The sequence below is a fragment of the Streptomyces anatolicus genome (assembly GCF_019400875.1).
GTDB classification, from domain to species: Bacteria; Actinomycetota; Actinomycetes; order Streptomycetales; family Streptomycetaceae; genus Streptomyces; species Streptomyces anatolicus.
Map to the genome: position 1 here is coordinate 1 of NZ_WMBF01000077.1, position 20,477 is coordinate 20,477.

Sequence of the window (20,477 nt, forward strand, 5' to 3'; positions counted from 1 at the left end):
CCCCAAAACCCCTCGCACGGACGCACCCCGTTCGACACGCTGGCGAAACTCCCCTTTTGTGGGGGTATCGGCTCGTTCGATTACCAGAACACTGGAGGGCGCTGTGCGGCAGCCGGAGGGCTACGACTACGACACCCACAGCACGCTCGCCGGGCCGCTCACCGAGCCGCACGGCGGCGGCGAGGGCGGCGGGGCAGGCGGCTACCGGGTTCAGTACCGCAAGCTGCTCTCCTCCGAGCCGCACCGAATACGCGCCGTGCTGCTCATGACGCTGGCGCCGATACTCACCGGGCTGCTGCTCGTCTACCTCGTATGGCCCACGCACTGGACCGAACGCGAGGGCGGCGAACGCTGGCTCATCGGGCTCGACGTCACGATGCTCGCCGCGATCGGTCTGATCGAGCTGTTCATGCTGGTCAACGTCATATCGATCGCCCACGCGACGATGGTCGCGAGGGATCCGGTGCCGGTCTTCCCGGAGAAGGGCACCCGCGTCGCCTTCCTCACCACGTACGTCCCCGGCAAGGAACCCCTCTCCATGGTCCGGGCGACCCTCGAAGGGGCGGTCCGGATACACCACACCGGCCCCCTGGACGTGTGGCTCCTCGACGAGGGGGACGCCCCCGAGGCGAAAGCCCTCTGCGAAGAGCTGGGCGTCCGGCACTTCACACGCCTCGGCGTACCGGAGTGGAACCGCGCGAAGGGCCCGCACAAGGCCCGCACCAAGCACGGCAACTACAACGCCTGGCTGGCGATGCACCACGCGGAGTACGACTTCTTCGCCTCCGTCGACACCGACCACGTCCCGCTCCCCAACTTCCTGGAGCGGATGATGGGCTACTTCCGCGACCCGGACATCGCGTTCGTCGTCGGGCCGCAGGTCTACGGGAACTACGAGACGCCCGTCACCAAGGCCGCCGAGTCCCAGCAGTTCCTCTTCCACGCGCTCATCCAGCGCGCGGGCAACCGCTACCGCGCCCCCATGTTCGTCGGCACCAACAACGTCGTACGCATCAAGGCGCTCACCCAGATAGGCGGCCTGTACGACTCGATCACCGAGGACATGGCGACCGGCTTCGAACTGCACCGCCGCCGCAACCCCGCCACCCGCAACCACTGGCGCTCGGTCTACACGCCTGATGTCCTGGCCGTCGGTGAGGGCCCCGCCTCCTGGACCGACTTCTTCACCCAGCAGATGCGCTGGTCGCGCGGCACCTACGAGACGCTCTTCAAGCAGTACTGGAAGGCGCCGTTCACCATGCCGCCCGGGCGCCTCTTCTCGTACACGATGATGCTCGTGTACTACCCGATGACGGCGGTCAACTGGCTGCTCGGCATCCTCAGCTGCGTCCTCTTCCTGTGGTTCGGCGCCTCCGGCACCCAGGTGGCGGCCTCCGTCTGGCTGATGCTCTACAGCGACGCGGCCGCCCTCCAGATAGGCCTCTACCTCTGGAACCGCCGCCACAACGTCTCCCCGCACGAGCCCGAGGGCTCCGGAGGCCTCGCCGGCATGGCGATGTCGGCGCTCTCCGCCCCCATTTATGCCAAGTCCCTCGGCGCCGCCGTCGTGCGCCGCCCGAGCCGCTTCGTGGTCACGCCGAAGGGCGGCGACGCCAGCCCGGACCGGCTGCTGACCTTCCGTATCCACCTCTTCTGGGCGGCACTGCTCGCCGCCTCGCTGACCGCCTCCTTCGTCCTCGGCCACACCCATGTGGCGATGCGCACCTGGGCGGTCCTCGCGATGGCCATCTCCCTCGCGCCGGTCGCGGTGTGGACCTTCACCCTCGCCAAGGAGCGCAGGGAGGCCCGCCGGACGGCCCACGAGCGGCGCGAGGCCGGGCAGAGCGCCCCGGACGCGGAGGGCGAGCCGGAGCCCGCCTTCGCCACCGGTACGACGACAGGAGGGAACTGACCCATGGCCTACCGGCCCTCTAGGCGCACGAGGAAGACACTCATCGGAGTCGGCGCGGGCGCCCTGCTCGTCGGATTGAACGCGCCCGCCGCGCTCTCCTTCGCCGAGGAGCAGTACTACGAGTACAAGATCTCCCGGCCCGGCTACAAGGCGAAGTACGGCTCCTGGAAGCAGGTCGACATCCCCAAGGAGTTCCGCACCAACGCCATCCACGCCGCGCTCCTGCACACCGGCAAGGTGCTGATCGTCGCGGGCTCTGGCAACGAACAGAGGAAATTCGACGCGGGGTCCTTCGACACGGTCCTGTGGGACCCGGTGAACAACACCTTCAAAAAGATCGACACCCCCGAGGACTTCTTCTGCGCCGGGCACGCCCAGCTCCCCGACGGACGGCTCCTGGTGGCGGGCGGCACCGCGCGCTACGAGCTGCTCGACGGCGAGGTGGAGCGGGCCGGTGGCGGCATGCGGGTCAAGAACGAGAACCCCGACAAGGCCATCGTCCTCAAGAAGGGCACCAAGTTCCGCTCGCCGTCCGGCATCGAGTACGTCAGCAAGTTCGACGTCGAGGTGCCGAAGGCCAAGCGGGACTACGAGATCACCTACTCCAAGTCCGGCGCGATGCAGCCCTGGAAGACGAAGGTCAAGGCGAGCGAGGCGCGGGTCTTCGTAGAGGCGATCGAGGCGGGCCCGCAGTCGGTCAACGACAAGTCGGCGCAGTACGAGATCGAGGGCCTGACCGGCGAGGAGGCCGACAACACGTACGGCATCGCCGAGAAGATCGACATGGAGAAGCAGGACTTCCAGGGGATCAAGGCCGCGTACGAGTTCGACCCGAAGGCCGAGAGGTACGTCCCCGTCGACCCGATGAAGAAGGCCCGCTGGTACCCCACGCTGGTCGGCCTGGCGGACGGCAAGGTGCTCGCGGTCTCCGGACTCGACGACGTCGGCGTCATCGACCCCGGCGACAACGAGATCTACGACCCCAAGACGAAGAAGTGGACCGACGGCCCCAAGCGGTACTTCCCGACCTACCCCGCGCTCTTCCTCACCAAGGGCGGCAAGCTCTTCTACCCGGCGTCCAACGCGGGCTACGGCCCCGCCGACAAGGGCCGCGAGCCGGGCCTGTGGGACCTGGCGACGAACAAGTTCGAGAAGGTGCCGGGGCTGACCGACCTCGACAAGACCGAGACGTCCGCGTCCGTGCTGCTGCCGCCCGCGCAGGACCAGAAGGTGATGATCCTCGGTGGCGGGGGAGTGGGCGAATCCGACCAGGCGACCCGCCGCACGGCGGTGATCGACCTCAAGGAGGCCAACCCGTCCTTCAAGACCGGACCCCAGCTCCCGCAGGGCACCCGCTACCTCAACAGCGTGATCATGCCGGACGACTCGGTGTTCACCTCCAACGGCTCATCCGACTACCGGGGCCGGGGCGCCAGCAACATCCTCAAGGCGCAGTTCTACGACCCCAAGCAGAACGCCTTCCGCGCCGCCGCGGCGCCCAAGGTGGGCCGCAACTACCACTCCGAGGCGCTGCTCCTGCCCGACGGCCGGGTCGTCACCTTCGGCTCGGACCCCCTCTTCGACAACGAGCAGAACACCAAGCTCGGCCACTTCGAGCAGCGCATGGAGATCTTCACGCCCCCGGCGCTGCACAAGGGCGGCAAGAACCGCCCGGTGCTCGGTCAGGGGCCGGTGCAGCTGGCCGCGGACGGCCGCGCGACGTTCCTGACCGACCGGCCGGAGAACATCGTCTCGGCCCGTCTGATGCGGCCCAGCGCGGTGACGCACACCACCGACGTCGAACAGCGTTCGATCGCGCTGGGTCTCACCAAGGGCAAGGGAGCGGTGACGGTCGACATCCCCCAGCAGGACACGGCGCTCGTCCCGCCCGGCTGGTACATGCTCTTCGTCAACGACAAGGACGGCACGTCCTCGCAGGCCAAGTGGATCCACGTCGGCCAGGAGCAGTGACTCTCACGCCGCCTTCGCGTTGCGCGCGAGGCCGAGCGCGTAGTCCGGCCACCACTGGCCCGCCGCCGGGCCGCCACGGCACGGGCCGTCCGAGTCGCCGGGCCGCTTGATCCACAGGACGGCGTCGAGCAGCGGGTCGCCCGTGCGGTCGGTGGGCGGAGTGCCGAGACCGCGGCCCGGAGGGTTGCACCAGGCGTCCTGCCGGTCGCCCGCCAGCGGGCCCTTGCCGTTGCGGCTGGTGTCCATCACGAAGTGCTTGCCGCCGACCGACGCCGACAGCGTGCGGCCGTACGCCTTGGTGACCTGGTCGCTCTGGAAGTTCGAGACGTTCAGCGAGAAGCCGTCGGCCTGCGCGACGCCCGCCTTCAGCAGCGGCTCGGAGAGCTTCTGCGCGTCGGTGATCCAGCCGGGGTTGCCCGCGTCGAGGTAGACCTTCACCTTCGGCTGCCGCTTGAACCGCTCGATCGCGTCGGAGAGCAGCCGATAGCGCTCGGCGTGGTACTCGGCCGGGGTGCAGCCGTCCACGATGTGCGGGATCGCGTCGGGCTCCAGGATGACCAGGGCGGGGGCGTCACCGATCGTGCCGGCGAACGTGTCGATCCAGTTCCGGTAGTACTCCGAACTGTTCGCGCCGCCCGCGGAGTGCTGGCCGCAGTCGCGGTGCGGGATGTTGTACGCCACGAGCACCGCCGTGCGGCCCTCCTTCTTCGCGCCCTCGGTCGCCGCCCTGATGTCGGGCGCCGGGTCGTCCCCGGCCGGCCACACGGCGAGCGGCTGCTCGGAGATCCGCCTGAGCGCCTCGGCGTCCTGGGCGCGGCCCTGCTGCTCCCACTCCTTGACCTGGCGGGCGGCGGGGCTGTCGGGGTCGACCCAGAACGTGTTCGGCGGGGCCTTCGCGGCGGCGCTGGAGGCCCCGGAGGCGACCTCCGCGCCGTCGGGCCTCGCGGGGCCGGACTCGGACCCGGACCCCGACGAGCAGCCCGCCGTGAGCCCGATGGCGGTGACAGCCATGAGTGCCGTGAACGTGCGGAGCAGCCGGTGCATCCAGACCCCTTGGGCGACGGTGACGGTCAGTCAGCCCGGCAATCGTTGCATATGGGGCGAATCATCCTCCTGTGCGACACCGGGGCGCTGTGCGCGTGCTGTGCGCGGCGGGCCGGGCGGGGGCGTTCGGGGAACGTACGCCCGAATTGCGAGACAGGGCTGACCACCATATGACCGACGGGTAAGGTCTTTGGCGTGCCGAAGCCGCTCAGCCTTCCCTTCGATCCCATCGCCCGCGCCGACGAGCTGTGGAAGCAGCGCTGGGGATCGGTCCCGGCGATGGGCGCGATCACCTCGATCATGCGCGCGCACCAGATCCTGCTCGCCGAGGTCGACGCGGTCGTCAAGCCGTACGGACTGACCTTCGCGCGCTACGAGGCGCTGGTGCTGCTCACCTTCTCGCAGGCCGGCGAGTTGCCGATGTCCAAGATCGGCGAGCGGTTGATGGTGCATCCCACCTCCGTGACCAACACGGTCGACCGGCTCGTGAGGTCCGGCCTGGTCGACAAGCGCCCGAACCCCAACGACGGCCGGGGCACCCTCGCCTCCATCACCGAGAAGGGCCGCGAGGTCGTCGAGGCGGCCACGCGCGAGCTGATGGCGATGGACTTCGGGCTCGGGGTGTACGACGCGGAGGAGTGCGGGGAGATCTTCGCGATGCTGCGGCCCCTGCGGGTCGCCGCGCAGGACTTCGAGGAGAAGGGCTGAGGGGCCGAGCTACTGTTCCCGCGGGTCAGCGCGCAGTCCCCACGCAGGTGGGGATGGTCCGACCATGCAGGCTCGGAGCACGAGAAGCATGACGTGGTCCCCGCTCAAGCGGGGCTTTGCCGGGCGGTTACGCTCGTATCCATGAAATCCAGCGTGCTGACCCGCTACCGGGTGATGGCCTACGTCACCGCCGTCATGCTCCTCATCCTGTGCGCCTGCATGGTGGCCAAGTACGGCTTCAAGACGGGCGAGGACCTGACGCTCGTCGTGTCGCAGGTGCACGGCGTGCTGTACATCATCTACCTGATCTTCGCCTTCGACCTGGGCTCCAAGGCGAAGTGGCCGTTCGGCAAGCTCCTGTGGGTGCTCGTCTCCGGCACGATCCCGACCGCCGCCTTCTTCGTCGAGCGCAAGGTCGCCCGCGAGGTCGAGCCGCTGATCACCGACGGTTCGCCGGTCACCGCCAAGGCGTAACCCCCGCCGCCACGGGCAACCCGTGGCGGTGAACCATCGACTTTTACTAGGACGTCCTAGTAAATTCGAGGGTATGGACGCTGACGCGATCGAGGAAGGCCGCCGACGCTGGCAGGCCCGTTACGACAAGGCCCGCAAGCGCGACGCGGACTTCACCACGCTCTCCGGCGACCCGGTCGAGCCCGTCTACGGGCCGCGCCCCGGTGACACGTACGAGGGATTCGAGCGGATCGGCTGGCCGGGGGAGTACCCCTACACGCGCGGGCTCTACGCCACCGGCTACCGCGGCAGGACCTGGACCATCCGCCAGTTCGCGGGCTTCGGCAACGCCGAGCAGACGAACGAGCGCTACAAGATGATCCTGGCCAACGGCGGCGGCGGCCTCTCCGTCGCCTTCGACATGCCGACCCTCATGGGCCGCGACTCCGACGACCCCCGCTCGCTCGGCGAGGTCGGGCACTGCGGCGTCGCCATCGACTCCGCCGCCGACATGGAGGTCCTCTTCAAGGACATCCCGCTCGGCGACGTGACGACCTCCATGACGATCAGCGGGCCCGCCGTGCCCGTCTTCTGCATGTACCTGGTCGCGGCCGAGCGCCAGGGCGTCGACCCGAACATCCTGAACGGCACGCTCCAGACCGACATCTTCAAGGAGTACATCGCGCAGAAGGAGTGGCTCTTCCAGCCCGAGCCGCATCTGCGCCTCATCGGCGACCTGATGGAGCACTGCGCGCGCGACATCCCCGCGTACAAGCCGCTCTCCGTCTCCGGCTACCACATCCGCGAGGCCGGGGCGACGGCCGCGCAGGAGCTCGCCTACACCCTCGCGGACGGCTTCGGGTACGTGGAGCTGGGGCTCAGCCGCGGCCTGGACGTCGACGTCTTCGCGCCCGGACTCTCCTTCTTCTTCGATGCGCACGTCGACTTCTTCGAGGAGATCGCCAAGTTCCGCGCGGCCCGCCGCATCTGGGCCCGCTGGCTGCGCGAGGAGTACGGCGCGCGGACCGAGAAGGCGCAGTGGCTGCGCTTCCACACGCAGACCGCGGGCGTCTCCCTCACCGCCCAGCAGCCGTACAACAACGTCGTGCGTACGGCCGTCGAGGCCCTTGCCGCGGTGCTCGGCGGCACGAACTCGCTGCACACCAACGCCCTCGACGAGACCCTGGCGCTCCCCAGTGAGCAGGCCGCCGAGATCGCGCTGCGCACGCAGCAGGTCCTCATGGAGGAGACCGGCGTCGCCAACGTGGCGGACCCGCTGGGCGGCTCCTGGTACATCGAGCAGCTCACCGACCGCATCGAGGCCGAGGCCGAGAAGATCTTCGAGCAGATCAAGGAGCGGGGGCGCCGGGCCCGCCCCGACGGGCAGCACCCCATCGGACCGATCACCTCGGGCATCCTGCGGGGGATCGAGGACGGCTGGTTCACCGGCGAGATCGCCGAGTCCGCCTTCCAGTACCAGCGGTCCCTGGAGAAGGGCGACAAGCGGGTCGTGGGCGTCAACTGCCACGAGGGTTCCGTCACCGGGGATCTGGAGATCCTGCGGGTCAGCCACGAGGTGGAGCGGGAGCAGGTCCGTGAACTCGGGGCGCGCAAGGGGCGGCGTGACGACGCGCGGGTGCGGGGTTCCCTGGACGCGATGCTGGCCGCTGCGCGGGGCGGGACCAACATGATCGGCCCCATGCTGGAGGCGGTCCGCGCGGAGGCGACCCTCGGGGAGATCTGTGGGGCCCTGCGGGACGAGTGGGGGGTTTACGTGGAGCCGCCGGGGTTCTAAGTAGGGGGCCTGTCGGGGGAGCGTGAATCCGCGGGTCCGTCGTGGTCGCTCGCGCAGTTCCCCGCGCCCCTTCGGGGCACGACCCGCGCCCCGTCAGGGGCGCGGGGAACTGCGCGACCAGCCCCCACCAACCCGCGCAGTGTGAGACGGAACAGCGCGCCGCCGCCCGGCGCCCGTTCCGCCGAGAGTTCCGCCCCGTGCGCGTGGGCGATCTGGCGGGCCATCGCGAGGCCGAGGCCCGAGCCCGGCAGGGCGCGGGCCTTCTCGGCGCGGTAGAAGCGGTCGAAGACGTGCGGCAGGTCCTCGTCGGCGATGCCCGGCCCGTGGTCACGCACGGTCAGGTCGGTGGGGGTGAGGGCCAGCTCGACGGGGGCGCCCGGCGGGCTGAACTTGGCCGCGTTGTCGAGGAGGTTGGTGAGCAGCCGCGACAGGCGCGCGGGTACGCCGGGAATGCTGAGGTCCGCCGCCTCCGGCGCGATCCGGAGGGCGAAGGGCACCGCGGGCCAGTGGCCGCGAGCGGCGTCCACCGCGTGGGCGGCGAGGTCGGCGAGCCGCACCTCCTCCAGGAGCGGCTGCGGCTCCTCCTCCCTGGCAAGCTCGATCAAGTCGTTGACAAGACCGGTGACTTCGCGCAGCTGGCGGCCGAGGGCGCCGGACGCCCGTGCGCGCTGAGCCTCCGTCAGGCGGTCGGCCTTGGCGAGGAGTTCGGCGTTCGTGCGCAGTGCCGTCAGCGGGGTGCGCAGCTCGTGGGAGGCGTCGGCGACCAGGCGGCGGCGGGCCGCGACGGACTCCTCGAGCTCGGCGAGCATCGTGTTGAACGTGGCGGCCAGGCGCGTGACCTCATCCTGGCGGGCCTCGCGGTGTCGGCGGCCCCCGGGGCCCCTGCGCCCCCCGGGGCCCCCGCGCCCTTCGCGGCCCGGCGGGTCCGGTGGCAGCTCGATGCGGTGCCGGGCGTCGCGGGTGGCCGCGATCCGCTCGGCCGTCGCCGTGAGCCGGGTGATCGGGGCGAGGCCGGTGCGCGAGACCCAGTAGCCGCCGACCGCCGAGAGCAGGACGCCCGCGCCGCCCACCGCGAGGAGCAGCGCCGCGGCCTGGCGCACGCCACGCTCGGCGATGTCGGCGCGCAGGGCGACCTGTACGGCGTCGCCGTCGCCGAAGGTGGTGGTGTACATGCGGCCCGGCTTGCCGCCGGGCAGTGTGAAGCTCGTGTAGTACGGGGCCTGTTGGCCCGCGGCGACCGCACGCGTCGCGCCTGCCACCGGCAGCAGATACGGGCGCTCCGGGTCCTCGGCGGAGTCCGCCGGGACGATCTGTGAGCAGGCGGGCGCGCCGAGGAACCGGCACTCGCCCGTGACCACGCCGGGCCCCTCGTCGCGGTGCTGCTGGGCGATGAGCGTCGCCGACTGGGCGAGGTTCTGGTCCAGTTGCTGGTACAGCTTGTAGCGGATCACGAAGAACGCGGCCGCGCACACCCCGAGCGCCACCAGTGCGACGGCCGCCGCCGCCATCACCGCGAGGCGGGTGCGCAGTGGCCTGCGCCGCCGCCAGCGCGTGCCGAGCCTGCGCCGGGCGCTCACGGGGAGCCCAGCCGGTAGCCGACGCCGTGCACGGTGTGGACGAGCCGCGGCTCGCCGCCCGACTCCAGCTTGCGGCGCAGATAACCCACGTACACGGCAAGGGAGTTGGAGTCCGGCCCGAAGTCACGGCCCCACACCGCCCGCTGGATCAGCTCGCGCGGCAGGACCTGCCCGGCGTTGCGCAGCAGCAGTTCGAGCAGGACGGCCTCCGTGCGGCTGAACTCGACGCGCCGCTCGCCTCGGCGGCCGGTGCGGGTGGCGGGGTCGAGGACCAGATCGCCGTACGAGAGATCGTCACCGTCGCCGGCCGGGCGATCCGGTGTCACGCGCCGCAGCAGCGCCCGCACCCGCGCCACCAGTTCGTCCAAGGCGAAGGGCTTGACGAGGTAGTCGTCGGCGCCCGCGTCCAGGCCGTCCACGCGCTCGCTCACCGAGTCCAGGGCGGTCAGCACCAGTACGGGCGTCCGGTCACCGGCGGCGCGCAGCCGGCGGCAGACCGCGAGACCGTCCATGACCGGCATCAGCACGTCGAGGACGACCAGGTCCGGCTCCCAGCGGGCCACCGCCGTGAGCGCGCGGTGGCCGTCGGCCGCGCCGCGCACCAGATGGCCCTCGACCGTCAGGGCGTCCTCGACGGCGGCGCGGACCTCGGGGTCGTCGTCGACGACGAGGATCTTGTGCGGCGCCGGTTCGGCCGCGCCCGGCGGCCCGCCTCGGCCGGCCGGGCTCGTGAAGCTCGTGAAGCTCATGGACCAAAGGTGCCAAACGCGGCTCTTAAAACCCTCTTAGACCCTCGCGTGATGCTCCACTGCCATGCGAACCTCTCACTCCGGCCGCGCCGCGCCCCCGGCGGGCCCCCGCCTCTCCGTCGTGATCGGCGCGGGCGGCACCGGCGGGCACATCTATCCGGGCCTCGCCCTCGCCGACACGCTGCGCCGGGCCGTGCCGGGCGCGGTGATCTCCTTCGTCGGCACCGAGCGGGGCCTGGAGAAGCGGCTGATACCGGACGCCGGGTACCGCCTGCACACCGTCGACATGATCCCCTTCGATCCCTCGCTCGGCGCCCGCCGCTATCTGCTGCCCGCCGCGCTGATGAGGTCCGGGACCCAGTGTCGGGCCATCCTGCGCGAGCAGGGCGCGCAGGTCGCCGTCGGGATGGGCGGCTACCCGAGCGCCCCCGTCATCGTCGGCGCCCGCCTCGCGGGCCTGCCGAGCCTCATCCACGAGTCCAACGCCGTGCCGGGGCGCGCCAACCGGTTCGCGGCCCGGCTCACCCCGAACATCGCGGTCGCCTTCGACCGCAGCCGGGCGCACCTGCCGGGCGGCGAGCGCGCGCACACCACCGGCATGCCGATCGCCGCGCCGCTGGCCGCGCTCGACAGGGCCGCGCTGCGCGACGAGGCGCGGCGCGCGCTCGGCGTGCCGGCCGGGGCCCGGCTCGTCCTCTTCAACGGCGGCAGCCTCGGGGCGGCGCGGCTCACCGAGGCGGCGGCCGGTCTCGCCGAGCGGTGGCGGGGGCGAGGACGTCATGACGTACACCTCCTGATCAAGACGGGCCCGGCGGCTCTCACCGAGACACAGGCGCGGCTCGCCTCGACGGGGGGCGACGCGATCGCCCGCGCCGTCCCCTACCTCGACCGCATGGACCTCTCCTACGCCGCCGCCGACCTCGTCGTCTGCCGTGCGGGCTCCGCGACCGTCGCCGAACTGGCCGCCACCGGCGTCCCCGCCGTCCTCGTGCCCTACCCGCACGCGCCCGGCGACCACCAGACCCACAACGCCCGGGTCCTGACCGACGCGGGCGCGGGCCTCCTTCTGCCCGACGCCGAGACCACCGCCGACCGGCTCGCGGAGCTGGTCGGCCCGCTCCTCGCCGACCCGGCGCGGCTCGCCGCGATGAGCGGCGCGGCCGATCCCGGGCCGCACGCCCGCGCCGCCGACCTGCTCGCCGGGCGGGTCCTTCACCTCGCCCACCCCACCCCTCACCTGGAGTACGCATGACCACGCCCACCGCCTTCACCTGGCAGAACCGCACCGTCCTCGTCACCGGGGCCGAGGGCTTCATCGGGTCGATCCTCGTCGACCTGCTGCTCGCGGAGGGCGCGAAGGTCCGCGCCTTCGTCCACTACAAGCCCTACGCGGAGAAGGGCCACCTCGCGCACCTCATCGGTGATCCGCGGGTCGAGATGATCGCGGGCGACGTGCGGGACGCGGGGCGGGTGATGGACGCGGTCGCCGGGTGCGACACGGTCTTCCATCTGGCCGCGCTGATCGGCATCCCGTACTCGTACGACTCCCCGGGCGCGTACGTCCAGACGAACGTCGTCGGCACCGAGAACGTCGCGGAGGCGTGCCGGCGGCACTCCGTGCGGCGGCTCGTCCACACGTCCACGAGTGAGGTGTACGGGACGGCGCTGACGGCCCCGATCGCCGAGTCGCACCCGCTCCAGCCGCAGTCGCCGTACTCCGCGTCGAAGATCGGCGCCGACATGATGGCGCTGTCGCACTGGCACGCCTTCGAGCTGCCGGTGACGGTGGTGCGCCCCTTCAACACGTACGGCCCGCGCCAGTCGGCCCGTGCCGTGATCCCCGCGATCCTCGCCCAACTCCACGCGGGGGCGCGGGAGATCAAGCTGGGCTCGCTGACGCCCACGCGGGACTTCACGTACGTGACCGACACGGCACGGGGCTTCATGGCGCTCGCGGTGTGCGACCGGGCGCTCGGGCACGCCGTCAATCTCGGCGTGGGCCGGGAGATCTCCATCGGTGACCTCGCGAAGGCGCTGATCGTGGCGTCGGGGCGGGAGGCGTCCGTGGTCGTCGACCCCGCGCGGCTCCGGCCCGCCGGGAGCGAGGTGGAGCGGCTTCTCTCGGACAACTCCCGGGCTCGGGAGTGGGCGGGGTGGGAGCCGCAGGTCTCCCTCGGGGAGGGGTTGCGGCACACCTCGGCCTGGGTCGCCGAGAATGTGCGGCTGTTCGCGCCTGAGCGGTATCAGGTTTGAGCTCTGGGTGCGGGGTTGTGGGGGCTGGGCGCGCAGTTCCCCGCGCCCCTTCGGGGCGCCCGCCCCTCACGTTTGCGCGGCTGCCGCTGCCAGGCCGCCCAGGAGCAGCAGAGTGAAGCGGCGGGCCCAGTCCTCGTCCACCGGTTCCGCGCTGACCAGGGCGCGGTGGACCACCGCCCCGGCGATCACGTCGAAGATGAGGTCCGCCGTACGGGCGGCGCCGACCGCGTCCGGCTCCTCCGGAAGCTCGCCCCGCCGCTGCGCCCGCTCCCGGCCCGCGAGGACAAGCCGCTTCTGGCGGTCGACGATGGACGTTCGGATGCGGGCCCGCAGCGGCTCGTCCGTCGTCGACTCGGCGACCACCGCCATGAGCGCCGTCTTCGTCTCCGGCCGCCCGAGCAGCACCGCGAACTGGAGGACCACGCCCTCGATGTCGGCGGCCAGACTGCCCCGGTCGGGGAGTTCCAGCTCGTCGAAGAGTTCCGCCACCGCGTCCACGACCAGCTCGCTCTTGCCCGCCCAGCGCCGGTAGAGGGTGGTCTTGGCGACGCCCGCCCGGGTGGCGACGGCGCCGAGCGTCAGCTTGGACCAGCCCAGTTCGACCAGGCCCTGCCGGGTCGCCTCCAGGATCGCGGCGTCGGCGGTCGCGCTGCGCGGGCGTCCGCCGGTGCGGGGAGCTGGCGGGGTGGGGGGCGTGCGGCTCTGCATGGGCGCGACCATACCGCTCGGTACGTACGAGCCGGGCCCCCCGGCCCGCACCCCAGTGAGGGAGATCACCGACGACGGCTGTCCAAGTCCCGTACCCGGCAGTTACGCTACGACCCGTAGCGAAAGCCCGTGGTGAGAGCCGTGGGCGTCGCCACGAGAGCACACCAGAGCGACACCAGAGCGACAACCACGCAGCACGACCGGCACGGGGTGGGGACCCCGCGCCAACCGACGGTCCTCCTCGGGACCTTGGACCGTGCCCCCTGTGGCCCCGCAATCCGGCGGGGGGCCACAGCCGGGCGCGGTTCCCGCACGGCTTGGGGGAGGATGTACTCATGCAGCCACGGAACATGTCCATGAGTGGAGTCGTCGACCTCGCCGCCGTGAAGGCGGCCCAGGAGGCCAAGGCGAAGGCGGAGCAGGCGCGCGCCGAAGCGGCCCGGCAGGGCGGGGGCGCGGCGGGCGCCGCGATCTCCCCGTCGAGCCTGGTCATCGACGTCGACGAGGCGGGCTTTGAGCACGAGGTCCTCCAGCGCTCCACCGAGGTACCGGTCGTCATCGACTTCTGGGCCGAGTGGTGCGAGCCCTGCAAGCAGCTGGGCCCCCTCCTGGAGCGGCTCGCGCAGGAGTACAACGGCCGGTTCCTCCTCGCCAAGATCGACGTCGACGCGAACCAGATGCTGATGCAGCAGTTCGGGGTCCAGGGGATCCCGGCGGTCTTCGCGGTGGTGGCCGGACAGGCCCTGCCCCTCTTCCAGGGCGCGGCCCCCGAGGCGCAGATCCGCCAGACCCTGGACCAGCTGATCCAGGTCGGCGAGGAGCGCTTCGGCCTGACCGGCCTCGCAGTCGACCCCGGAGCCGAGGGACAGCGGCCCGCCGCCCCGGCCGAGGTGCCCGCCGGTCCTTACGACGCCCTGCTCGAAGCGGCCGTCCAGGCGCTGGACGCGGGTGATCTCGGCGGTGCCGTCCAGGCGTACAAGAACGTACTCAGCGACGACCCCGCCAACACCGAGGCCAAGCTCGGTCTCGCCCAGGCCGAACTGCTCCAGCGCGTGCAGGGCCTCGACCCGCAGCAGGTCCGCAAGGACGCCGCCGAGAAGCCGGCGGACGTCGCGGCCCAGATCGCGGCGGCCGACCTGGACCTGGTGGGCGGCCATGTCGAGGACGCCTTCGGGCGGCTCATCGACACCGTGCGGCGCACGGCGGGCGACGACCGCGACGCGGCGCGGGTGCGGCTGCTCGAACTCTTCGAGGTCGTGGGCGCGGACGACCCGCGCGTGATGGCGGCGCGCACGTCCCTCGCCCGGGTGCTCTTCTGACCCTCGCGTCAGACGCGTAACAGTGGCCGCGTTTGCCAAAAATTGGCAAACGCGGCCACTGTTACTCGGAGTAAGTGACGGGCAGGTATCTGGGTGGCTTCACCCCTTCATGTCCCGTTCTGCTCCCGGCCGTTGAGGCACCGTCCGTGGCTGACCGATACCGGGCGGTCGCGGTTCGGTTATCCGGTCGTTACTAGCCAGTAATGAACCCCCTTGTGCGGGCGCCGAGAATGCACCACGATCGGCGACGCTCGGTCCGATGACCCGCGATCCGACAGCCAGTCGGGGAAGCGGGCTCTTTGGTTCCCCACCGAGCGGTCGTGCGTGACGCGTCGGGCGCGACCAGTGGTTGTCGCTCGGGGGTGATCGCCGGTGATGTGTGGTGCGGTTGGCGCCTCCGACAGCGGGCGCTCTCCTTCCCGAGGACGTAGCACTTCTCCCATCCCTGCCCGGCTGAGCCGCCCGAGCGGGAGCAGTCAGGGCCGGAGATGTACGTCCGAGAAGGAGGAAAGTCATGGAGTCCGTGGCTCGTGGCGGAACCAGATGGAAGCGGTTCGCCGTGGTCATGGTGCCGAGCGTCGCGGCGAGCGCCGCGATAGGCGTCGCCCTGTCCCAGGGCGCGCTCGCGGCATCGTTCAGTGTGTCCGGTCAGCAGTTCAAGCTGACTGTCGACGAACTCAAGGGCACGGGATTCGTCCAGTACGGGGCCGTGGACGTCGGAAAGTCGGGCAAGCACCCGGTCGCCGTCGTCGGCCTCGACTCGGCGAAGATCACCAATCTCTGCCAGTCCGTGGTCGTGCCGGTACCGGCCTTCGGCAATGTGTCGATGACCCTCAGGGCCGGCCGGGCCGGTGGTCCCAAGGTCATCGCCAAGAAGCTGTACATCGACGCCGACGACCTGAAGGCCAACGCGACCTTCAACAAGATCGACATCGGTGTCTCGGTCGATGACACCACCAAGGGGCCGGGTCCGGCGAAGAACGACCAGTACGCCCCGGGCTCGTTCGCGCAGCAGGCGGAGTCGGTGAAGTTCACCAAGGTCCGCCAGCGCGCGTGGGCGACCTCCGCCGGCACCTTCAAGCTCTCCGGCCTCGCGATGTCGGTCAAGAAGGGCAAGCACGAGTGCTACTAGGGCGGTTGACGCCCCGGTAGGCCGTACGGGATTCGGTACGTGTTCGCGTCGTACGCGAGGCAGTACGCGCGCACGTCGTACGCGATCTCGTACGCACTCGTCGCCATGAACGGCCGGGCGCGGGGGCGCGACGGCAGATGACGGAGCCGTCCCCGTGCCCGAATCCGCACGACACACAGAACCAACGCCATTCCCGAGGAGCTGTACGACATGAGCGCCGAAGCGCAAGTGGGACTGGGCGACAAGCTCGGCCGGATGCGCCGATCGTTCCGGGTGTGGCGCGGTCAGCGCCCGTTCTGGGGTGGTCTGCTGACGTTGCTCGGTGGCATTCCGATCATGTACTTCCCGTACGCGAACCTCACGCTCGGCACGATGACGATCCGGATGGCGACCACCGCCGGCGCCGGATCGCTGATCATCGGCGTGCTGTTGATCGTGCTCGGCCTGACCCTGTGGTTCCAGCCGCTCTCCCGGGTCTTCGCGGGCGTCGCGGCGATCCTGCTCGCCCTGGTCTCCCTGGTGGTCTCCAACTTCGGCGGTTTCGTCATCGGTTACCTGCTCGCCCTGCTCGGCGGCGCCCTCGGCGTCTCCTGGGCGCCCGCACGGTCCGCCGGTGGATTCGCGACGACCACGGTGGCCCCGGGTGGGGTGAGCGACGAGCGGGACGATCTGTCAGGAACGAGCCCGACGAACGGGACGAACGGGAGGCACCGTGCCGGCTGACGAGGTGCGCCACGAGGGCTCCGCGAGGGAGCCCCGTGCGAGAACCGGGCCGCGCCACGCGGCGCCCAGGAAGCCGCTGCTGACCCGGCTCCAGGTGCCCGCGGGCAAGGCCATCGCCCTCGCGGCCATGCCGACCGCGGTCCTGATGGGCATGGGCCTGACGCCGACGCTCGCGCAGGCCAGGCCCGGTGCGCCCGAGAACCCCTTCCAGGACGGGCCGTGCGTCACGGCGCCGGACAAGGACGCGGAGGCGGAGGAGAAGGACGCGAAGGGCTCCGGTGAGCCGTCCGCGCCTGCGTCGCCCCGCGCCGGCGACAAGGGCTCCCACGACAAGCCCGAGCCGGATCCCACGCCGTCCGCAGGAGAGCCCGCGGGGGAGAAGGACGCCTCGCACCCTGCCCCGAAGCCGGACCCCAAGCCGGACGTCGACCCCAAGCCGGACGCCGACCCCGAGCCGGAGCCCGCGCCCACCAAGTCCAGGAACCCCTGGGACCCGCTGGGTCTCGGCGACGCCCTCAAGGACGCCTTCACACCGGAGGAGCCCGCCGAGCCTGACAAGCCCGCCGAGTCCGACAAGGAGCCCGAGCGCCCCGAGCCGTCCGCGTCCAAGGAGACCAAGTCCCCCGAGGACACGGCCGAGGACACGGCCGAGGACACGGCCGAGGACACGGCCAAGGACCCGGCACCGGACCCGGTCAAGGACACCGCCGACAAGGTCGAGGACGCCCCGGAGAAGACCCCCAAGGGCGAGGGCGAGGGCGGGGCCGGGGCCGAGGACAAGGATCCCGCCGCGCCGGATGAGAACGGCAAGAAGCCGTTCCCGTGCGTCGTGGAGAAGAAGGTCGACGGCGAGAGCGAGCAGTCGCCCGCGCCGGTCCCGAACCAGCCCTGGCACCTGGAGGCCAGCTCCCTGACGCTCATGGGCGCCGACTACCAGGGCGTCGTGAACCTCACCATGCCGGGCGGCAAGACGAAGCAGGCGCTGAAGTACGTCGTACAGAAGACGGACATCGGCGACCTGCACCAGGTCGTCGAGGGGCCGGCGGGCAAGAAGTACCACGTCGAGGCGGCCAAGGGCACCACGTCCACGATCCGCGGCGGCGAGACGACGATGTACACGGAGCGGATCTCGGGCAAGCTGTTCGGGCTCATCCCGATCACCTTCGACCCCGAGCACCCGCCGCCGCTGAACATCCCGCTGATCTACTTCACGGATGTGAAGGTGGTGCAGGCGGGCCAGTTCGGCGGCAACCTCACCATTCCCGGCCTGCACCAGTCGATCACCGACTGAACCGCTCGGTCGATCAGCGTCCGAGCCGCGCCGCACGAACGCCGAGGGCGCCCCCTGCTCAGGGGGCGCCCTCGGCGTATGACGAGCAAGCGGCGACTAGTCGCGGTCGCCGCCACCGCCCAGGTGGTGCACCCGCACCATGTTGGTGGTGCCGGGGACGCCGGGGGGCGAGCCCGCGGTGATGACGACCGTGTCGCCGTCGTTGAAGCGGTTGAGGTTGCGCAGCTCGGCGTCGACGAGGTCGACCATCGCGTCGGTGTTGTCGACGTGCGGCACGACGTAGGTGTCCACGCCCCAGCTCAGCGTGAGCTGGTTGCGGGTCGACTCGTCGGTGGTGAAGGCCAGGATCGGCTGGGCCGCGCGGTAGCGGGAGAGGCGGCGGGCGGTGTCACCGGACTTGGTGAAGGCGACCAGCGCCTCGCCGCCCAGGAAGTCCGCGATCTCGCACGCGGCACGGGCCACCGAACCGCCCTGCGTACGCGGCTTCTTGCCGGGCACGAGCGGCTGGAGCCCCTTGGAGAGCAGTTCCTCCTCGGCCGCCGTGACGATCTTCGACATCGTCTTGACGGTCTCGATCGGGTAGGCGCCGACGCTCGACTCGGCCGACAGCATGACCGCGTCGGCGCCGTCCAGGATGGCGTTGGCGACGTCGGACGCCTCGGCGCGCGTGGGGCGCGAGTTGGTGATCATCGACTCCATCATCTGGGTCGCGACGATCACCGGCTTGGCGTTGCGGCGGCACATCTCCACCAGGCGCTTCTGCACCATCGGGACCTTCTCGAGCGGGTACTCGACGGCGAGGTCGCCACGGGCCACCATCACGGCGTCGAACGCCGCGACGACGCCCTCCATGTTGGCGACGGCCTGCGGCTTCTCCACCTTGGCGATGACGGGGACCCGGCGGCCCTCCTCGTCCATCACCTTGTGGACGTCCTTGATGTCGCCCGCGTCGCGCACGAAGGACAGGGCGACCATGTCGCAGCCCATCTTCAGGGCGAAGCGGAGGTCCTCGATGTCCTTCTCGGAGAGCGCGGGCACGTTCACGGCCGCGCCGGGCAGGTTGATGCCCTTGTGGTCGGAGATGACACCGCCCTCGACGACGATCGTCTTCACGCGCGGGCCGTCCACCTCGACCACGCGCAGCTCGACGTTGCCGTCGTTGATGAGGACCTGGTCGCCCTTGGAGACATCCCCGGGCAGACCCTTGTAGGTGGTGCCGCAGATCGACTTGTCGCCGGGCACGTCCTCGGTGGTGATGGTGAACTCGTCACCGCGCACCAGCTCGACGGGGCCCTCGGCGAAGGTCTCCAGACGGATCTTCGGGCCCTGGAGGTCGGCGAGGACACCCACGGCGCGGCCGGTCTTCGCGGCGGCCGCGCGGACACGGTCGTACCGGCCCTGGTGCTCGGCTTGCGTGCCGTGGCTGAAGTTGAAGCGGGCCACGTTCATGCCGGCCTCGATCAGCGAGACGAGCTGCTCTTCGGAGTCGACGGCGGGGCCCAGCGTGCAGACGATTTTGGAACGGCGCATGGGGCGATCCTATCGGTTTGTTTCGCTTCGGAATATTCCGTCTGGTGGAATCTACAAATGGGCGGCCGTGCGCTCAGGCGTTGCGGTCGCTGACCAATGCATACGTCTGATCGGCGATCTCCAGTTCTTCGTCGGTGGGCACCACGGCGACGGCCACGCGCGCGTACTCCGGCGAAATGAGCCGGGCTTCGTCGGAACGTACGGAATTGAGCGCGCCGTCCACCGCGAGACCCAGCTCCTCCAGGCCCACCACCGCGGCCTCCCGTACCGGAGCGGCGTTCTCGCCGACACCGGCCGTGAACGCGACGGCGTCCACCCGGCCGAGTACCGCGTAATAGGCGCCGATGTACTTCTTCAGACGGTGGATGTAGATCTCGAAAGCGAGTGCCGCCTCTTGATCACCGGCGTCGATACGGCGCCTGATCTCCCGCATGTCGTTGTCGCCGCAGAGGCCGATCAGACCGCTCTTCTTGTTGAGCAGAATGTCGATCTCGTCGATGGACATTCCGCCGACCCGGGCGAGATGGAAGATCACTGCCGGATCCATGTCGCCGGACCGGGTACCCATCACGAGCCCCTCGAGCGGCGTGAGCCCCATCGACGTGTCGACGCAGCGACCGCCCCGCACCGCGCTCGCCGACGCGCCGTTGCCCAGGTGCAGCACGATGACGTTCACGTCCTCGGGCGCCTTGCCCAGCAGCTGCGCGGTCTTGCGCGAGACGTACGCGTGCGAGGTGCCGTGGAAGCCGTAGCGCCGCACGCGGTGCTCGTCGGCGGTCTTCACGTCGAGCGCGTAACGCGCCGCGGACTCCGGCATCGTCGTGTGGAACGCCGTGTCGAAGACGGCGACCTGGGGGAGGTCGGGGCGGAGCGCCTGGGCGGTGCGGATGCCGGTGATGTTGGCCGGGTTGTGCAGCGGGGCCACCGGGACGAGCCGCTCGATCTCCTTGAGGACCGCGTCGTCGATCACCGTCGGCTCGGTGAACTTCAGGCCGCCGTGCACCACCCGGTGGCCGATCGCGGCCAGCTCGGGGGAGTCGAGGCCGAGCCCGTCGGCGGCCAGCTCGTCGGCGACGGCCCGCAGCGCCGCCTCGTGGTCCGCCATCGGCTCCTCGCGCTCACGGGACTCGGCGCCGCCGCCGGTGAGCGGGGTGTGCTTCAGCCGTGACGTCTCCTCGCCGATCCGCTCGACCAGGCCGACGGCCAGGCGTGAGCTGTCGCGCATGTCGAGCAGCTGGTACTTCACCGACGAGGAGCCGGAGTTGAGGACGAGTACGCGAGTGGCGGTCACTTGAATGCGGTGCTTTCTGTG

Annotated in this window: 17 protein-coding genes; 11 read left to right on the forward strand and 6 right to left on the reverse strand. The window is 70.8% G+C overall.

Annotated elements, in window-relative coordinates; translation table 11 throughout:
- Window positions 1–58 precede the first annotated feature (58 nt).
- The gene (locus tag GKQ77_RS10410) at window positions 59–1,912 is read left to right on the forward strand and encodes a glycosyltransferase family 2 protein (protein ID WP_219688429.1); all 1,854 of its coding nucleotides are present in this window, start codon (window positions 59–61) and stop codon (window positions 1,910–1,912) included.
- Window positions 1,913–1,915: 3 nt separating this feature from the next.
- Window positions 1,916–3,883: a radical copper oxidase GlxA gene (glxA, locus tag GKQ77_RS10415; RefSeq protein WP_219688430.1), complete on the forward strand. Its 1,968-nt coding sequence runs from the start codon at window positions 1,916–1,918 to the stop codon at window positions 3,881–3,883.
- A 3-nt stretch (window positions 3,884–3,886) separates the two neighbouring features.
- Here the strand turns inward: glxA and GKQ77_RS10420 are convergent, their stop codons facing one another.
- A complete protein-coding gene (locus GKQ77_RS10420; RefSeq protein WP_219688431.1) occupies window positions 3,887–4,927 on the reverse strand; it encodes a glycoside hydrolase family 6 protein in 1,041 nt (346 codons plus the stop codon).
- Window positions 4,928–5,122: 195 nt separating this feature from the next.
- Here GKQ77_RS10420 and GKQ77_RS10425 point away from each other — a divergent pair, with 195 nt between their 5' ends.
- The 3 genes from GKQ77_RS10425 (at window position 5,123) to icmA (ending at window position 7,883) form a co-directional block, all read left to right on the forward strand.
- Complete coding sequence (locus GKQ77_RS10425) at window positions 5,123–5,635, forward strand: MarR family winged helix-turn-helix transcriptional regulator (protein ID WP_219688432.1); 513 nt, start codon at window positions 5,123–5,125, stop codon at window positions 5,633–5,635.
- Window positions 5,636–5,776: 141 nt separating this feature from the next.
- Window positions 5,777–6,109 (forward strand): DUF3817 domain-containing protein, encoded by a 333-nt coding sequence (locus GKQ77_RS10430; protein WP_219688433.1) that lies wholly within the window; start codon window positions 5,777–5,779, stop codon window positions 6,107–6,109.
- Window positions 6,110–6,182: 73 nt separating this feature from the next.
- Window positions 6,183–7,883 (forward strand): coenzyme B12-dependent isobutyryl-CoA mutase large subunit, encoded by a 1,701-nt coding sequence (gene icmA, locus GKQ77_RS10435; protein ID WP_219688434.1) that lies wholly within the window; start codon window positions 6,183–6,185, stop codon window positions 7,881–7,883.
- Here the strand turns inward: icmA and GKQ77_RS10440 are convergent.
- Window positions 7,880–9,460: a sensor histidine kinase gene (locus tag GKQ77_RS10440; protein WP_219688435.1), complete on the reverse strand. Its 1,581-nt coding sequence runs from the start codon at window positions 9,458–9,460 to the stop codon at window positions 7,880–7,882. The two genes, icmA and GKQ77_RS10440, sit on opposite strands and share 4 nt — an antisense overlap.
- Window positions 9,457–10,209, reverse strand: a complete 753-nt coding sequence (locus GKQ77_RS10445) for a response regulator transcription factor (protein WP_219688436.1) — start codon at window positions 10,207–10,209, stop codon at window positions 9,457–9,459. The genes GKQ77_RS10440 and GKQ77_RS10445 overlap by 4 nt, the downstream gene beginning before the upstream one ends.
- A gap of 64 nt (window positions 10,210–10,273) precedes the next feature.
- On the opposite strand from GKQ77_RS10445, the gene GKQ77_RS10450 reads away from it, so the two are divergent.
- Window positions 10,274–11,461, forward strand: a complete 1,188-nt coding sequence (locus tag GKQ77_RS10450) for a UDP-N-acetylglucosamine--N-acetylmuramyl-(pentapeptide) pyrophosphoryl-undecaprenol N-acetylglucosamine transferase (protein WP_219688437.1) — start codon at window positions 10,274–10,276, stop codon at window positions 11,459–11,461.
- Entirely contained in the window at window positions 11,458–12,462 is a 1,005-nt protein-coding gene (locus tag GKQ77_RS10455; protein ID WP_219688438.1) for a GDP-mannose 4,6-dehydratase, read from the forward strand. The genes GKQ77_RS10450 and GKQ77_RS10455 overlap by 4 nt, the downstream gene beginning before the upstream one ends.
- Before the next feature lie 66 nt (window positions 12,463–12,528).
- Here GKQ77_RS10455 and GKQ77_RS10460 read toward each other — a convergent pair whose 3' ends face one another.
- On the reverse strand, window positions 12,529–13,170 hold the full coding sequence (locus GKQ77_RS10460) for a TetR/AcrR family transcriptional regulator (protein WP_219688439.1): 642 nt from the start codon (window positions 13,168–13,170) through the stop codon (window positions 12,529–12,531).
- Window positions 13,171–13,505: 335 nt separating this feature from the next.
- Between GKQ77_RS10460 and GKQ77_RS10465 the strand changes: the two genes are divergently transcribed.
- From GKQ77_RS10465 to GKQ77_RS10480, 4 genes are all read left to right on the forward strand, one after another.
- Window positions 13,506–14,489 (forward strand): tetratricopeptide repeat protein, encoded by a 984-nt coding sequence (locus GKQ77_RS10465; RefSeq protein ID WP_219688440.1) that lies wholly within the window; start codon window positions 13,506–13,508, stop codon window positions 14,487–14,489.
- Window positions 14,490–15,003: 514 nt separating this feature from the next.
- Window positions 15,004–15,621: a DUF6230 family protein gene (locus GKQ77_RS10470; RefSeq protein ID WP_219688441.1), complete on the forward strand. Its 618-nt coding sequence runs from the start codon at window positions 15,004–15,006 to the stop codon at window positions 15,619–15,621.
- A gap of 210 nt (window positions 15,622–15,831) precedes the next feature.
- Window positions 15,832–16,344, forward strand: coding sequence for a DUF6114 domain-containing protein (locus tag GKQ77_RS10475; protein ID WP_219688442.1), 513 nt, complete (start codon window positions 15,832–15,834; stop codon window positions 16,342–16,344).
- Window positions 16,334–17,635 (forward strand): hypothetical protein, encoded by a 1,302-nt coding sequence (locus GKQ77_RS10480; protein WP_219688443.1) that lies wholly within the window; start codon window positions 16,334–16,336, stop codon window positions 17,633–17,635. The genes GKQ77_RS10475 and GKQ77_RS10480 overlap by 11 nt, the downstream gene beginning before the upstream one ends.
- 96 nt (window positions 17,636–17,731) lie before the next feature.
- Here GKQ77_RS10480 and pyk read toward each other — a convergent pair whose 3' ends face one another.
- Entirely contained in the window at window positions 17,732–19,165 is a 1,434-nt protein-coding gene (gene pyk / locus GKQ77_RS10485; protein ID WP_219688444.1) for a pyruvate kinase, read from the reverse strand.
- A 73-nt stretch (window positions 19,166–19,238) separates the two neighbouring features.
- The gene (locus tag GKQ77_RS10490) at window positions 19,239–20,456 is read right to left on the reverse strand and encodes an acetate kinase (RefSeq protein ID WP_219688445.1); all 1,218 of its coding nucleotides are present in this window, start codon (window positions 20,454–20,456) and stop codon (window positions 19,239–19,241) included.
- Window positions 20,457–20,477 lie beyond the last annotated feature (21 nt).